The organism is Nocardia sp. NPDC001965, from assembly GCF_053594175.1.
The window spans coordinates 208,888-227,248 of sequence record NZ_JBSFDZ010000008.1 but is presented as its reverse complement, the minus strand read 5'-3'; the positions used below and the strand labels follow the sequence as shown (position 1 = coordinate 227,248).

General features: G+C 67.7%; 1 protein-coding gene (cut by a window edge). It reads left to right on the top strand.

Annotated elements, in window-relative coordinates; translation table 11 throughout:
- A protein-coding gene (locus ACWCPQ_RS15280; protein ID WP_449898887.1) for an amidase family protein crosses the window boundary here: on the top strand, positions 1-18,361 show its 3' portion. Its footprint begins 15,704 nt before the window's first position; only the last 18,361 of its 34,065 coding nucleotides appear in the window; its start codon lies off the left edge, out of view; the stop codon is at positions 18,359-18,361.

Here is an 18,361-nt window from a genome sequence, read left to right as displayed (position 1 = left end):
GTTGGTTCCACGGTCGGGCGGCGACCGCGAACTGGTCCGGACGGTGTTGCAGAATACGTTCCTGCGGTTGGCCGGTGAGATCGCCGAGCCGGACGGCCATGCGGTCGATCTGCCCGGCCGTGCGGTGGAGCTCGCGCTGGACGCGCTCGAATACGCGCAGTTCCGGCGCAGTTTCGACGAGTTCCGGCAGCGGATGTGGGCCGCCGCGACCACCGAACGGGCCCGCACGGCGCTGGCGGCGGCCACCATGTCTCAGATATGGCAGGCGCTCGGCGAGCTGCCTGTTTCCTGGCGGCGGGCGACCCTGCTGCGATACCTGCGGGGAATGGACTTCCCGACCATCGCCGAAGTGATGGACTGTGCCGGCAGCCTGGTCGAGGCCTTGCTCAGGGACGGCATGCGGCAGCTGTCCACGAGACTTACCGAACAGATGGGCGAGGCGGACACCTCGCCGGCGTCGCAACCGGAGCAACCGAAGATGCGGCAGCCCACCCTGGGCGATATCGCGCGTGCGGCCGGGGTCAGTATCTCCACCGTCCATTTCGCGGTCAGCGAACGCGAGATCCCGAACATTTCGAAGGAGACCAGCGAGCGCGTCCGGCGAATTGCCGTGGAGATGGGTTATCCGGTCGGCAAGAAGGTCGACCGGGCGGCTGGTGTGCCGCGGGCGAAAACGCTGGTGGACGTGTCCGAGGCGACCGGCGTGAATCTGAGCACGCTGAGCCGTGCGCGCTCGGGCCGACCGATCAGCGAGAAGACCCGGCAGCAGCTGGCCGACGGCGCCGGAGACGGTGCCGTCGGCAAACCCCGGGTCACTCTGGCCGATGTAGCGCGGCGGGCCGGCACCAGCGTGACCACTGCCAGCCGGGTGCTGCGCAACGAGCCCCAACCACCGGGTGTGACGCAACGGGTGATGGCGGCGATCGCCGAACTCGGCTATGCGGCGAGTGTCTACACACGTCGTGCGCCGGAATCCGCCGCGCCGGTCCGGTGGAACCCGCCGCGCCGAGGTGGCGGTGGCGGCAGCGCCCCGGGTTTCGGCCGAGTCGATGCATTCGAGGAGCCCCGCAACCGGCAAGAAGCGCTGGATCTTCCGTCCGGCAGGCGCCGCGTATCGGGACCGCGGTACGGGCCGGATGCCTTTTTCGCCCGCGACCCGAGGATCCCGCGTGGTACCGGCGCTCATGCGGACGAGGGACTCGGGGCCGCCGCTCCGGCGCCGGCGGTGAGCCTGTCGGGCCGGGTCTCTCCCGGCACCGACGACCTCTCGCCGGGCACAGCGGCGCCGTTACGTGACGGCGCTCAGGGGGTGCCGGGAGAACAGGCGGTCCAGGAATTGGCCGCCGACCGGGCAGACCTCGATATCGCCGCGCGGCGGCTGGATCGGGCTCTCACCGAATTCACCGATTTCCGGGCCCGCGCCGTCGGCTTGACGCAGGAGGATCTGAGTTCGGCCCAGCAGCTGCCCGGCGTGGACCAGCGTCAGGACGCCGCACAGACACTGGTGTCGCTGGCCGGGGAGATGGTCACGGCCGGTTCGGCGGATGCCGAGTCGGTGGCGCCACTGCAGGGCGTGACCGCCACCGGCCTCACCGCGACACACGCCTGGGCCGTGCTGGATCGGCTCGCTCTCCTCTCCGCTCAGCAGCGGGCCGAGCCGGCACCGGCGCAACTGGAATATCTGTGCCGGACGTTCCTGTACATCCACGAGGCGCTGGTGGATACCCAGGCCAACCTGTGGCTCGGCGGTGAGATCGGGCGACTGACCGAGATTCTGGCCGATTCGGGTCCGCTCGCGGTGTCCGCGGAAACGTTCGCCGGCCTGTCCGCCGCGGGCAAGCACGCCGTCGCGAGAGCCGAGAAATACCGCGAAGTAATGACTTTCGGCAATCCGGCGGACGCCTACGGTTACGCCGGGAGAGCATTGGCCGCACCGGAAGGTGAGAGTCGCACCCTGTCGCAACCGATCGTGGTGGCCGCGGTCGTGCCCACGGGTGCCGACCCCTCGACCGGCGGCCCCGGCGTTCCCACGATCGGGGTCGCGGACGGTCTGCGCTGGCAGCTCATCACCCAACCGGCGGAGCGGTTCGCCGGGGATGCACTGCTGTACTTGCAGATACCCGCCGGGACCCGGGTTCGGTGGGATGCGGATCAGCAATACCTGGAAGTCCACGACACCCTCGAATGGGAGTCCGTGCGTTCGTTCACCGACGATGACAGTCGACCGCACACGTACGGAACCGCGCGTCGGGTGGCCGGCCCCGGAAAACTCCGGGAGGTGGAGCAGCAACCTCCGTCGGGTGGGAATCGAGGGTCGATTCCCGGTCCGGAGACCGGCTTCTCCGAGACATCCCGGGGCGCTGCCCGGAGCTCGCGGCGCGGGGGCGCGGACTGGTCGATCTGGTATGCGCACGACGACCGGCTCGGCTCGGATGCGTGGGCCGACGGTGGGGAGGTTACCGACGCCGCCTTGGTGACGGCTGCGATGGCGGGCGACGTCAGCGCCTACGAGCTGCTCTACCAGCGGTATCACCGTCAGGCCCGGCGAGTTGCGCTCCGGAACACCCGAAACGAGATGGATGCCGACGATGTCGTCTCGCTGACCTTTTCGAGATTGTCGGAAACCCTACAGCGCGGCCATCGCCCGTCAGGACCGTTCGGTCCCTATCTCGGGGGCGTCGTACGGCATATCGCCGCGGCCTTCTATACCGGCGGCCGGCTCGTATTCATCGACGAGCAGGACACGCTGGATCGGATGCAGCAGGCCGGTACCGGTATCGATGATGCCGTCGTGGATTCGGACTGGCTCGCCTCCGAGGTGGGACGTGCCTATCAGGGGCTACCCGATCGGCTCCGCGCAGTGGTCCGGTGGGTGGATCTGGAGGGCGCGACCCCGGAGGAAGTGGCTGCCCGGACCGAGCTGTCGGTCGCCGCGGTGCAACAGATGATCGACGACGCGCATCGGCTGATGCGGGGCGAGCTCGTGCAGCCGAACTCGGACCGACTGGTCACCGCGCTGCAAGCCCACGGGGCGGAACTCGCCGCGGCATTGGCGGGTGGGGGCGTGTATGTGGCGGAGATGGATGGTCTCGGTAGACGGCTCCCCACGCTGTCGGCGGCACTTCGGACCCGGCTGGATGAGTTCGCGGCGCTTGTCGACGCCCTGAGCGAGTACCAGCGGGAGCTGTTCATCCGGTGGTTCCTCGGGCAGTGGCCGGATGAGATCGCCGATATCTCGGATATCGGGAAGCCCGGGGTATTGCGTGCGCTGCGGGCAGCGGTCGGTGTCGTAGCCGACGGTTTGGGCGAGCCGGCGCAGAACGAGTCCACCGGTCGGCACAGAACACGCTGGACCCCGCCGCTGATGTACGTCAGGGCAGTGGTCGAAAGTGAACCGGAGCTGGTGACGCCGGAGATACTGTCGACCCTGACCGAAACGCAGCGCGAACAATTCGATCTCTACTTCGTGCAACGTGCGTCGTTGGTGCGGGTAGCAGCGCAGTTCCAGACGCCCAGAAAGCAGATGCGCGAGCAACTCGTCGAGATCGCCTCGTCGGTGACCGACCGACTGCCGAGCGAAGCCCGCGAGCGATTCGCGCAGACTGTCGACCTGCGCCCCGTCACGTATCGAGATGTCGCGCGGGAAGCCGGAGTAACCGTCCATGCCGTGAAGCGGGTGCTGTCCGGCCGCGGTGGTATCGCCAGGGAAACCGCGGAACATATCCGTGCCGTGGCGGAACGGTTGGGATGGCGGCGGGGTGGTATCGGCCGTGGCCGCGTCGTCGGCGCGGCGGCTCCGTCGGCCGCCGAAACGGCGTCGGCGGTTCCGGTGGTCCGGGATGCCGGGCCGACGCAGCCCTTCGAACGGCGGAGCGCGGAGCTGGTGAGTGTGCAGCGGGCGCATCCCGACGATGTGGCCCGATGTATCCCGAATCTGCTGCCGACAGAACGTCGGCTGGCGGATCTGCTCTTCCTGCAGCGATCGACGGTCGCCGAGGTGGCACAGCTGCTGGGGCGAAGCCCGGCATCGATCAACGTCGCGCAGCGTACGATCGCTCGGAATCTGGCCGGGTTGCTGGCCGGTGGTGTCTCGTTGCGCGGTTCTGCGGCTGTGCAGTTTGTCGAGCGGACCCAGGCGGAACACCCGGACGTGCCGGCGCCGTATCTGGGCGAACTATCCGGAACTCAGAGCAGGTATTTCGAGTGGTACTTCGTTCGGGGTCGCAGTGTGGAAAGAATCGCCGGGCTCAGTGGACAATCGAAGCGAGGAATCCGTACTGCGCTGAGAAAGATAGCCGAAACCCTTGCGCTTCGGGTCGACGCGGATTTCGTCGAACGATATGCGGACACTCCCAGCGCGGGATGGGTGCGTGCCGCCCGGGCCGGCGACAAGGAAGCTTTCGATCGGCTGTCCGCGCGTTACGCCCACCGCATGTTCTCGGCTGTTCTACCGAGTGCTCGGGACAGGTCCTCGGCCGAGCGAATTCTCGAGTCGGCCATCCGTCGTGCACGAGACGAATTGCATCGACTGGAACCGGGGCAGGATATCGGAGCCTGGTTCGCTACGATAGCGGTCGAGACGGCCGGGCGGGACGCTGCCCGCCGGCACGCTGCCGCGGTGCAACCGGGCGAGTGGGAACTACTCGTCGCCGAGGCGGTACAGCGGTGGGATCCCGGTGCGCTGGCACCCTTGCGCAGGCATCTGCCTCCTGGCCAGCAGACCTGTTTCGACCTGTATTTCGTCGAGGGCCTGTCCGTACCGCAGATGATGCGGGTCACCGGCACGACGTGGTCGACGGTGACCTCCCAACTGCGCCGGGCCGCGAAGAAGCTGATAGAGCAGCTACCACTCGGACTCCTGGTCGAGTACACGACCGGGGGCCGTCTGAGCCGAGCCACATTGGCGCACGTCGCCGCGGAGTCAGATGTGGTGCCGACAACTGCGGGGCGAATCATGGCCGGGAAGTCCAACGCGTCCGGGCCGACGGTGGCACGCGTGCGGACGGCCGCGGCTCGAGTCGGTTGGTCGGCTGAACGGCCGGGCGTGGTGATCACCCGGGACATCGGACGACCTTCGCCGATCCCCGTCGTGCGGACTGTGGACGGTGGTGGATATCAGCACGGCCGAGGGCGAGCGCTGCAGCGAATCCGAGCAGCGGACCGTGCGGCCGTCGAGGCCGTGACAGAACTGCTTCCGCCCAGGGTCCGAGAGGTCGCGGTCGCGTTGTTCGCGGATCACAAGTCACCCGGGCAGGTGGCATACCGGCTCCGGTACCCGCTCACCGCCATCGAGAATCTGCAGAGCAGGCTCGCACCTGCGGTGGCGGCGGCCCTGTCCAACGGACTGCTGCTCAGCGACGCGGTGGCTCTGCTGCTGATCGAGGTCGTGTGGTCCGGTGATCCCGACGCGATCTCGAGTAGGCTCGAATATCTGTCGCCGGTGCAGCGCTCCGTCCTGGGAAGCTATTTGGCTGGTCGCACCATCGAGGAGATTTCCCAGGTCCGCGACCGGAACTACCATACGGTCAAGACGCAGCTCTATCACGCCGCCCACGTACTTTCCGGTCTGCTCGATCCGGAAACTGTGCGGTACATCGCCGGTCGGGGCACGCTGCGCCGGGTGACTCGCCGAGATGTGGCCCGGGCCGCCGGGGTCGGCGAGGCAACTACGGGGCGAGTACTGTCCGGTCACAGCACATCGGACCCCGATGAGGTGCGCCGGATCCGGGCCGAGGCCGAGCGACTCGGCTGGTCGGCCGAACACCGGGGAATCGTGATCGAAACCGCTGCCGGGGTCGTGGTGGCATCTGTGCGCGAACCCTCCGCCGAGGAAGGCGCCGGTCCGGATGAGCTGCAGACTCCGGGCGAGGCGGTGGACGGAGCGCCGGCGGCCGCGGTATCCCCGATCGAGGCGGAAACGCCCAGTGCGTCCGCGAAACCCGTTGCTACCGGTGGCTCGGATCTCGATCTGGTTCGCAGTACGCCCGCCGACACGATACGACTCGCTGTCCGGAAGTTCACACCGCGCCATCGTGAGTTCGTCCGACTGAGATTCCTCGTCGATCGCCCGCTTGCCATCCGGGACATCGCGAAACGGATGGGAATGTCGGAGACGGCCGCGGGAGCTCTGCAGGACCGGCTGGTCCCGAAGATCGCTACCGCGCTGACCACCGGCGAGGTCTCCACCGTCGGGGGACGGGCGCTGGCACTGGTCAGGTCGGAGTGGGTGGACGCGCGACCCGCGTTCCGGCGGGCACTGCGGAAACTGTCGGCCGACGAGCGCAAGTGCATCGAATTGCGGATCATCCAGGAGAAGACCCGCGACCAGATGGTGGCCGCGCTCGCTGGAACAGATCGCACCCCTGCGGGGCTCGCGCAGCTGTACAAAGAGGCGGTGCGCCATCTCGCCGAGGCGCTCACCGGGTTCTCCCGGCGCCTTCCCGACGATGCGATCGAGCGGATCCAGGCAGCCGAACGCCACGACCTCCCCGGGTTCGAGCGATTCGTTCGCGAACTGAGTACCGATGCGGTGACCGACGACGAGCGGCGATATCTCGAATTGCGGTACCTGGACCGCGCCGCACCGGAAGACATCGCGATCGCGCTGGACAAGAACCCGAACGCGGTCAACCAGCTTCGGCGGCGCGCGGTGGTGAAGCTGGCGGATCTACTGGTGGCCGACCTGCTGCCCGGTCCGGCCGCCGGTAGATACACCGTTCTCGACACCGTCCGGCCTGTTACGGCGGCCGATGTCGCAGCCCTGGCCGGCGTGAGTGTGAGCACCGTGCACCGGGTGTTCAGCGGTGCGGCAACTTCACCCGAGGTCAGCTCCGCGATAGATCGGCTCGGCTTCCGCGGGCAGACCCGCAGCCGGCGATTGCGGTCGATTACCGATCCTGCCGCCCCGACGGCCGGGACCGACGACGGCCGTGCGGATTACACGCCGCCACCCGATTCGACCGGTGCGCGCGCGGCCGGTCATTTCGCCAATCTCTGCGGGCAGCTGGTGCTGGGCCGGCTGCCCTGGGTGGACTCGAGCCGGATACCCGAGGCCGTCGGCCCGCGAGGTCTGCAGGTGTCGCGAATTCTGGATATCGCCGGTGCCGACCCGGATCACGTCCGCCGGCTCGCGGTGGACCGGGAACAACCGTATGCCGGTGTCGCGGAGGCGCTGAACGCGCTTCCGGCGGACGCGCGGGAGGGCGCGTCGGCGCTGGTGTTCGTAGGCGCCGAGGAGGCCGACGAGCACGGTGTGGCCGGTCACGTGTTCCGGGTGGTGTACCAGGACGGTCGGATTCACCGAGAAGATCCGGGCCTGGAGATATTCGGCCCGCTCGACGGCACGGCCGGGCCGTGGGAACTGGAGGGTGCGAGCGGTCTCTGGATCGTTGTCTTCGATGCTGCCGGAGAATCTGTCGTGCTTCCCGGTGCTCCGGTAGCCGCCGCCGATCTCGACTTCGCGGTCGGTCTCTCGCACGATACGGCCGGTGACCAGGTCTTGTCGGTGCTCGATGCGGCCGGGAGCCAGTGGCGGCAGATGCTTCCACAAGGTGTCCAAGTGCGGCATGTGGCGAGCATGCCACCGGGGCAGGCCGGGGCTTATTCGCTGACCGAATTGGTGACTCGTGTTCTCACGACGAACGCAAGCCTGCTGACCCAGGCGGTCACGTTGGTCCACGAGAACGAGCACGGCCTGGATGCCGAAGAAATGCCCATGCCGGACCCGTTCACCATGACGCGCGGGGAGTACGTTCACGCGAAGCTGCGCTGGGAGGCGAGGGCATTCGCGCGGGAAGCGGCTTTCGTGGAGGCACTCGAGTCGTCCGGTTATGCCGTCGAAGAGGACAATCGGCACACCCTCTATACCGAGGCGAGCAACAAAGCCATCCGGGATGCCCTGCGCGCCGAACCGGATCTCTCCGAGCGGGAACAGCGGGCAATCGGCTACCGGGCCGCGGTCCGCGCTCTGGAGGTCTACCTCGCGGTTCCCGCGAAGGTCACGAAGCTGTTCGACGCACCGGCGAAGCTGGCAGAGTTCTGCGCGGCACCGGAGAAGCTGGACGAACTCGTCGCCGATGGTATGTCCGGGAAGTACGCGCGACAAGCGCGCGACAGGTTGGCGATCATGATCGCCTCCCCGGAAAAGATGCAGGAGTACCTCGAGGCGCCCGAGCAACTCGAAGGCGGTCGTTCCACGGCCGCATACCTCGGCGAACCCGGCGAGTACGTGAAGGATGCCCGCCGGATCTGGCTCGCCGCGCAAGCCGAGGAAGGACTCGCATCTCGGTATACGCCCAGCACACCCGAAAAGGGGCGCGAGATCCGGCGGTCGGCTCTGGTCCGGACTGCCGCGGAACGTGACCTCGCGGTTCTCGATCGCGCGATCGACAGGGAAACCGAGCGTCGCAGGATCCGCCCGTCCGCTCCGGAATCACCCGCCGACCAGCGCAGGCGCAACCATGCCGACCTCCTGTTCCGCGATCTGGTCGCCTGGCGTGCGATCGTGGCTCGCGATACGGCCGCCGCACAGGCCATGGCCGACGCAACCGCTGCGCGTGACGTCCTGTCCACCATGCTGCAGTACGAGCCCGGACTGCCGCTGACCGACCATGTGGCGGTGATCGGCGGCAATTGGCCACGGATGGTCGTCATCGCCGGTGAAGGCGATCACCTGCGACGACGTGACGACGCGATCGCCGCTCATCCCGAACTCGGGGACCTGGTCGATCTGGACTGCGAATTCTGGTCCGCTGCCAGCGACTGGGACGGGGTGGTGCGGGTCCATCGGGTCGGCGAACCGGAAGCCGGTCCGGAGCCGGTCCTGCCCGAAGTTCCTTGGCTGAACCTGGCCGAACGGGCCGGCGATCAGCGGATCCGGCGGGCCCGGCGATTGATGCGGGAGACGACGAACGGGCGCCGGGCCGATCGGATCCTCAGTGACAACGAGGTCGTGCTGCTGCTGGAGGCGAATGCCGACGACCGCTACTACCCGGCGAAGAACGTTCAGGTACTCGATGCCGGAAACTCCGACGCCGAACTCGCCGCCGCCCTGACCGCGTCCGCGTTCCATGTTCTGGAAGCGCGTCGATCACCGGGCGACAGTGCCGTGCGAGAGCTGCTGGAATCGGGCGGGTCGCAGTACGTGGAGTCACGGCTCGCGGAGGAGGTACAGGCGCAGGCCGAGCGTGCCGAGACCCTGCGGCAACTGCGAGAACTCGGTCACGACACCGAGCCGCCGGGGCCGTTCGAAAGTGTCTACACTGCGGCATACCGTCATGTTCTCGGCGGGGTCGGCTCGCCTTCCGAGGCGGAGAAGGCTCTCGCCCGGCAAGCGGGTGTCGCCGCGTTGCGGCCGCTGCTCGACCGCATCGGGCCTCGTCTGTCCGCACCCACCTACGCCGAGTTCTACCGGTGGGCCTGGGCCGACGCGAACGGCTACCGGCGCGCCGGTTCAGGGCCGGAAGAAGAAGCGGCGGAGGCCGGGCCGGATATCGCGTTCGACTTCGGGGTTCGGCTGCGGGAACTGGTCGCGGAGAAAGGGCGGGCCGAGGAACTCCGGGAGCGCGCGCGTGCGCGGCTGTCCGAATTGTCGGACGAAGAGCTGGCGGCACTCACCCCGGCGTCCGGTGCGCTGGAACTACTCCGCCGGTCCACTGAACCGCGTGCCCGCGTTCAGGTCTCCGCGCTCGAGGAGTACCACAGGTGGGCCAGCCGCATCGATATGCTCGCAGCCGCGATCGACACCTACGAGCGAGCCTCCTCCCAGGGGCCCGTCCTCGAGATGCTCGCCTTCGAACGCTCCATCGATCCCGCGCATTTGGCGCCGGGATCGCCGCTGGTGAAACAATTGTCCGGCGAGCGGGACGCGGCGTGGGACGGACTGGCCCGGTTCCTGGGTATCGAACGAGAACGGCTGACCCCGGATCAGGTGCACAATCTGCTGGGGCAGGCGCAGCAACAGCAGTCCGCGCCGTTGTCGCCCGACGATCCGCGACGGTTCCTCTTCGCCGACCGGACGGCCGAGATGTGCGCGCGGGTCATGGCGGTGGATCCGATCGTCCGCGCTGTCGAATCGCTGGCCGAGCTCCGCACACAGGCAGCAGATCTCGATGCCCGGGCCCATCCAGACGCCGGGCATCCGGTGGATCCCGCCGCTCGGATCGGTGAAGCTCTCTCCCAAGTGCCCGGCCTCGGCGACGAATCCAGGGCGGCCGTGACGGCGGTGCTCGGCGCGGCGCTGGAACGCCCGGGTGCGTGCCTCTGGCCGGTCGAACCGCTGGGGGCCGAGCATCGGATCCAGGTCCGCGACGTGGACGGCAGCAGATTGCTCGATATCCGGATGGCGCCGGACACCACCACGGTCCAGCTGTCCCTGCAGCGTAATCGGCCCGACCGTGTCCTGTTCGCCCAGACACTGGTCCCCCGGATGCTGACCGGATGGCCCGATCAGCAGACCGATCGGGTATTCGCGCAGATCGTCGAGCGGTTCGCCGGGATGAACCGGCCCGACGCCGCGCGGCTGATCGGCGCCGACGGTACGTTCACCGCGGAGCTCTCCGGTACCCGTGGATCGCGTGCCCTCGATGTCACCGTCTCGGGTGACGCCGGAAGTCTCGCCCTCTACTTCGACGAGGAACCTGCTGCTCGCTCCAGCGCACCGCGGCGTTCGGACGGTGCGGTCGCGTCCGGATCCACTTACGGCACTGCAGATTCTCCCGTTTCGGCCGGTCCCGAGCGCGCCGCGGACTCCGATCCGCCCACCGTCGAACACAATGCGCCGCAACGGGAATCCGCCGATCCGGCGGTCGAAGCTCTCCCCGAGTGGATCGGCGATCGGGCGACCGCGGCCTGGGTGGATATCGACACCCACACCGGGCACAGCGGCCTCTTCAACTGTGGTCCGCTGGTGCAATGGTTCGTCCGGGATGCCGTCGGTGGCGCCGCGGCGGCGGCCATGAACCCGGTGGCGGTGGACGATCCGCTGATCGCGATGGCCGGTATCCACAAACTCGACCTCGTCGCCGGGTTGCGCACCGGATGGGCCGAGCAGCCGATCGGCGCCGGTGCCGCCGGTCTCGCCGCGATGGTGGCACAGGTGCACCACTCCGGCGGAACTCTGGTGGGTGCAGTGGATCCGCCGGGCAGCGGTCTCGGCCACTGCTTCGCTGTGACCGCCGTGACCGCGGAATTCGCGGCGATATTGAACGCGTTGCCGGTGGCGCTACGTGGCGAGGCCGAAGTGCGGAGCGGGGAATTGGTCGTCTTCGACAATGCGGCGGGTGGACTCCTCCGGGGCCAGGCGATCTACGACTGGGTCGTTTCCGGCTGGACCGGTTCCGCGGACGTCCATGTGGCCGGGTTCGACGCGCAGGGGGTGGCGCACGAGGAATTCGTGCTCGAGGAGCAGGTGCGGCGCGGACCGGTCGGCCGGCTGGGTGCACTGCAGCGTCGTGTGCGGACGCAGCCGTGGGGTGAGCGCACCGGTTCTCAGCAGGAACTCGATCGGGCGGGGGCGGAGCTGGCTGCTCTGCTGGGCATCGGGGTCGAGGGTGTGCAACGCGAACACCTGCAAGAAGCCCTGCAGTTGCTGCGCCAGGAGTTCGACTACCTGGACGACGACGGATGGGCCCGGGCGGCGGCGGGGCGCGCGCCGCGGCTGCTGCCCCGACTGCTCGGCCGCTTCTTGACGGATCGGCAGGCACTGGAAACCACTGTCTCCGACCCGTGGAAGCGGCAGTTCAAAGCAGGGCGGCTCCATGGAAATTTCGCCGATAAGGTGGCCGATGCCCTGGATACCCCGGAAGACGGCTTCGCCAACCGTTCCGCTCCGGGGCAGCGGCCGGACATGCGACGGCTGGCGCGGCTGTCCGGTGATCCGGCGTTCGGTGAACTCGCCGAAGCCGTCGACTCGTATCAGGATCTCGCCGATGGTCTGTCGGCGTCGACCCCCACCCACTTGCACCGGCGGCACTCGACCGATGTCGAAGGCTTCGGCCAACTCGACGACTCGGCTGCCCGAGCCGTGATCGGAACGGCGCACGATCTGTTGGAGCGGTTCCCGGTTTCGGTGGCCGGGATCACGGTTACACGTCGCACTGGTGAGCCGGCACTGGACGACGACACCGTTTCTTGCGTTGCCGACGCGCAATGCGACGGATACGAGATCGGCTCGACGCGGCTGAGGTTGACGATCCCTGCCGGGCGCAGCGTCACCGATGACGAAGTACGTGCGGCTGTCGTCGCGGGAATCGGGAAGGCGTTGGTGGTCGCCGGACGCTGGCGTGCCGAGCTCCACGCACCGCAGGTGTTGCGTGAGCACTACCGCGATACGCACGGCGACCCGGAGAGCGCGCAGTTCACGGCGTGGCTTCGCGGGCAGTTCCCGGCGTCCTGCTTCTACGGTGACACGTTCCTGCCCGGCCCCGCGCTCGTATCCTCCTTCGCTGGTGTGTATCGCGATATGGCCGGTCTTCCCACCGATGCGGGTGCTTCGATATCCGAAGGAGCACGCGTTCTCTACGAACTCCTGGTGACGCTCGCCGAAAAAACGGACTTCAGCAGGGACCGCGCCCTGCGCGCTCCGGAGACCGATCAGGAGCTGGCCGATCACCGCGCGAAACTGGCGGCGCTGCAGCAGCTCGAAGTGCGCCTGGGGCGTTCACTTCGCTACCAGGATCTCCTGATGGCCGAGGTCGATCTCGAGACAGTGCTGGAGCTCGTCGACGAAACGCTGCGTCACTACGAAGAGGTGGGCGGTACCGATCTGGTGGAGTTCCGGGTGGCGCCGGACTCGTCTCCGTCCTATGCGTTGGTGACCCCCGCACCCGATGGTGTGGTGCTCGTCCTGAACGAGAGATGGGCGATCAACCGGGAGTACCTCGAGATATCGAACAAGATCTCCGTCGACGAGGATTTCCACCCACCGTTTCGCGGTTCGGCCTGGCGGGCCCTCTTCGCACACGAATTGACCCATGTCGCCCAGTGGTACGCGGCCCGAGCGCTCGTACCCGATCCCGCCGCACGGCTGGATACCGACGTGCTGCGGCGGTACCAGGCCGAGGAATGGCGAAAGGTGCTGCCGCAGCTGGAGGAGCTGTTCGCCGGAAGCAATCGCCCCGAGGATTCCGGCGGGCTGGTCGCCTGGCTGCGGGAGGTGCTCTCCGGATACAGCTTCAAGGCGGACGGCACACCCAATTTCGGCGAAGCGTTCGCCGAGGCCCGTTCGGCGGTATTGCACGGCCTGCGTCCACATCGGGCCGAGCAGATCCTGCATGCGCACCAGGTGAAATCGGCGCGGGCGGAAACAGAACGCAGACGTCGCCGCGGCGAGCAGCCGGTCGCCTTCGATCCGGACGCCGCGTCGCCGGTATCCGGTCAACGATCGATGCCCTCCAGTGACGAGCCCGCAGCTCCGGAAGCACCCACCGCCGACGCGGGGGAGCCGACGGGCCCCCGACCGGGGCTCGCCGCGCTCGGGCCGGAAACCTTCGCGAGAGTGGAGGCCGCCAAACGGGAGCTGGCCGCGCTACCCGGCTATGAGTACATCGCCGATCTGCCCATGCCCGAACCCGGGGACACCTTCGGTGCCGACTGGATCGGTAACCGGGGGAAATGGCTCACTGCGCTGCAGGACGGAAAATTCGACGAACTGGGTGACATCGAACTCACCGAGAAGGATTTCGTCGAACTCCACCGGATCGTCGAGCGCTTTCCCGTCTACATGACGCTCGCGTTGATCGTCGCGGCCGGACTGTCGGTCGATCAGCTGCTGAACATCCGCAAAATGGGCTGGGGGCAGCTGTTCGTCAAGCAGACGAAGATCACGAGCGACGGTGAGACGATCGACCTCTGGAAATTCCGGACCATGCGGAAGGGCAACCCGCTGGAACCGAGTAGCCGGAAAATCGAGGACAAGACGACCCGGGTCTCGCGATTCGCGCGCGATACCTCCCTCGACGAGCTGCCGCAGCTGCTGGCGATCGCGACCGGCACGATGCAGTACTTCTCCGGCCGCCCGCTCCTGCCCGAGGACCACGAGCGGATGAAAGCCGTACTCACTGCCGAAGAGTACGAATTCTGGGTCAACCATCAGAAGGACGATCTGTGGTCGGCACTGCATTTCCCGGGCTGCCGGGCGCACGAACCCGACAGCGAAACATATCTGCGGGCGCGGTATCTCGCCGCCTATATCTGGTCGGAAATCGGCAGTAGAGCGGCCCAGGAATACATGATGAAGGTCGTCGATCGGTACCTGGCGAGCGTCGTGGCACAGCAGGCACCGAATCTGCTGATCGGTACGGCCGAGGACATCCTCCGCGGTATGGCCGACCTCCTGCCCGGTAACTCGGGGCAACAGTTCCTGGACGGAGCCGATAGTGTGGCCGGTGGTCCGGTCAGGCGGATCGTAGAGACGGTGCGGGACACCGCGAACCGTATTTCGAACCGCGTCTATCCGATCCCCGGCGGGCCCCAACCAGTCGGTTTCGAACGGCGGAAGATGCTCGCCGCGATCGACTTCGTCGAGGGCGAAATCGCCGAACCGGGCGCTGTGGCGACACCGGGGCCGGTGGCCGTGCCGCCGCCCGCGCGGACCCCGTGGAGCCGCGGCCGCGCACGGACCCGGCAGCTGAACGACTGCGTGGCGAGCGCCGCACGGTTCCTCTGGGCCCTGGGCAACGACCGGGCGGCCGCTCCCGCCGCCGGGGCCAAGAACTGGCGCGCGTTGCAGACCGCCATCGGCGCAAAACTCCAACCGGTGCCCCTTGTCCGGTCCACGGCGGGCGCCGACCCGCTCCGGTTCGTCGCCGACGCCGTGGCAGATCCGGCCAACGCGCTCGATTCCGCTGTCGTGCTCGTGGACGACGGCGAGCGTATGCACACCTACGTGATCACGAATATCGCGGGTACGGCCTTCATCCACGATACGAATATCGGCCGGGCGGATACGGAAACCGATCCGGAGGAGGATCTCATTCCGCGGGTGCGGTCGGTAGACGATTGGGAACAGCCCTGGACTCGAGTCCAGCGCGCCCACGTCGCCTATTTCACCACCGATGAAGCCGGCGGGCTCGAGGATGTCCATCGCGATACTGCGTGGAACACCGAGTGGGCGCCGCCGCGGGACGGGGAGATCAGCGGGCCGCCCACGGATCCGGACGAGCCCGCCCCGGACGAGCCGGTCGCCGAACAGGAAGTTTCCGAGGAGCTCCCCGGGACTCGGGACCGCATGCCGAACCCGGGGACGACCGAATCCGGCCGGCCCACCGTGCGGGAGACGACAGCGGAAAGCCGTGACCGTCCGGGAACATCGACGCCGCAGCCCACCGTCGGCCCAGCCGAACTCGCCGTCGAACCGGAACCGGCGGCTCCGAACTCGTCCCTGCCGGCGGATCCGCCGCTCACCGCCGCGGAGACCGCCGGTGCTCGCCGCGCTGTGGCGAAACTGCGCGACCACTTCGGACCCCGCGCCCGTCCGGAATCGCTGATGTCCCGCGTCGATCCCGGCGCTGTCGTGACCGGGGCCCGGGCGCGCGCGGTAGCCAACGCGGGCTGGTGGCATGCGCTGACTCCGGCCGAACAGCAGGGCTTTCTCCGGATGTTTCCGCATTTGACGGGGAACTCCGACGGTATCCCCTATCGGGTGCGCGACCGGGCCAATCGTCTCTATGTCACCCGTGAGCTGGAACGGTTCCTGCGTCGCAAACCGCCACAGGGCTGGCGCAGTCACGAACTGACCACCGAAGAACGGATCCGGCTGCGCAATCTGCTGGAGACGCGTAACCAGCTGGCTCGAATCGAACGCGAATCCCGGGCGGTCGGTGTGGAGACCGTTCAGCTGATCGTCTTCGACCCGGGTGCCTACGGGGGCAACGGCAGGATCGCGATATCGCACGGTGACGCCGACGCCGCGCAGATGGTCACCCGTCACATCGGCGGTGTCGGCGCCCGCCTGCGCGCGGTCCACAACCGTTCGACATTCGTTCTGGCTCAGCTCGAGACGGCGATGCGACTGAATCCCGGGGTCCCCATGGCCGCAATCAACGATATCGGTTACCGGCATCCGACCACGGCTTCCGAGATCGGGAATCCGCTGCTGGCCGAGGTCGGCGGGTATGTGGTGACCCGGGATCTGGTTGCCTACAACGCGACTCGGGAGGCGCAGGCCGCGCTCCCCGGCGGGGTTCCGGTACCGGAGTTGCACACGCTCACCGGCCACAGTTTCGGATCGACCACAGTCTGCTACGCCGGGCGAGGCGGGGCCCTGGCGAACGAGATAGATCAGATCATCCTGTCGGGATCACCGGGTGCGGGCCCGATCACCCATGCCGGACAGTTCGGCATCGGCGAGGAGAACGTGTATGTCATGGCGGCCTATCGCGACCTGATCACCTGGCTCGGCGCCGAACATCCGGGTAAGGCGGGACGGCTGTTCAATCGTGGTCTGGGCCCCGACCCGGCGGTCGCGGCATGGGGTGGGCGCCGTGTCAAGGTGATGCCGCCGGATCTCCCCGAATTCCATGGAATCAAAAGCCTCAAGGCCGTGCACCAGGGCTACAACGCCTACGCCGATCCCACCGCCCGCATCCCGGCGGTGTCCTTGCTCAACTTCGGGCTGATCACCGTCGGCCGCGGCAACGAAACAGTCCCGGCTACGCCGCGCGGCGATTCGCCGGCCCGCTGGCGGCGTTTCGCCAGCGTGCCCATCGATCCGGAGCGGCCCCGCCGCGCGGGTGGCGGCAGGGTCGATCCGCCACCCGGGCAGTCGCCGGCGCAGACCGGTTTCGATATCCGTCAGGCGGCGGACCTGCCTGTGCGCCGCGTCCGCGGGCGGGCGTTCACCCGCGAACCCGGCCATGTCGGGCCGGAGCTCGCCTTCCGTCATCACCCGGACGACCCGGATCCCGAATCGTGGGGTGCCGGGACCGAATCGTCGGCCGACCGCGGTCGGGACACAGCGGGTACGCCGTGGTCCGACCCGAAGACCGGGGTCGCCGAGGGGTTGCGCGGGGCGCCGGATTCCGGGGACGACAGCGATGAGTCGGCGTGGGTGGTGGCACCCGGAGCACGCGACAGGCTGGTCGACGATGAACCGTTGTTCGTCGCGGACCCGCAGGATCCGGTGGAGGAGGACGAATTCCGGATCGCCGACGATGCGCAGTTGCGGTCTCATCCGGACCTGGCCGGGTTGCGGCCGGCCGCGGAATATCGGGTGCGGGGGACGTCGGAAGGTATCGAGATGTCATCGGAAGCCGCGGCGGTATTGCGCAGGCTCGCCGTGACGCACGGCGAGCAGCACTACGGGAACAACAATCGTGTTCACCTGATCGGCGATTACGCGGTGCGCGAGCGGAGAGGCGAGGCGGAATACGCCGGGAATTCGCTGGTCGCCGACTATCAATTGTGGCCGCACGAGTACCGCACCGTCGAAGCCATGGTGCGGACGGCCGTCCGGCTGGAGCTTCCCCACCTGATCGCCCGGCTGCCGCAGATCCTGTACGTGGAGACCGACGAGGCCGGCAATGCGGTGTTCGAGATACACCGTCGGATCGACGGGCAGCCGGTGAGCAGACTGAATCTTCCGGAAGTCAGATCTCTGCTCGCGGACCTGGCACCGGTCTTCAAGGAAATACCTGTTCCCCAGGAACTCTTGCCGTTGCCCGAGGGCTATCCGGCATCCGGGGATTCGGCGGGCTTCTTCATGATGCTGGTCGATCACCTGGAGACCCAGTATCAGGTGGCTCGGCGCGACGCGCTGATCGGTCCACTGTTGCGCCAGCTCGGACTTCCGGATTCGTTGTCTGCGGAGCTCTCCACATTCGCCGCCCAGGTGCGGTCTCAGCCTTTCCGGCTGTTGCACGCCGATATCACCAGCGCGAATATTCTCGGCCTCGGCGAAGATGCCGCGGTACTGCTCGATTTCGGCCTCGCCTTGTACGGTCCGCCCGATTTCGAATCGGCAATACTTTTCCACCGTGATTTCAGCAATGCCGCCGAAGACCGCAGTGTCCCTGCCGCACTCCGGCCGTACGTCACTCTGCTCGACGCTCTCCGGGTCTTCAACGATCTCGTGCGCCTCGGCCAACAGACGGAGATTCGCGTTCTCGACCCCGCTCGGGCACAGGTGACTGCGTACTATCTGTCGAGTGCGCTGCCGAGGGCCGAAGTTCTCTGGGGCAAAGACGGCTTCACCGTCGCGAAGGCCCTGGGATTCATCAAGCGAATCCTGCAGATAGTCCAGGACCTCGCCTCCGAGCGTCCGCTGTACGTGACGGACGCCGCCGCTACCGAGCCTCCGCTGTACGTGACGGACGAGGCCGCTTCGCTCCTGCGACCCGATTCCGCGGCAGATCCCGAGGCGTAG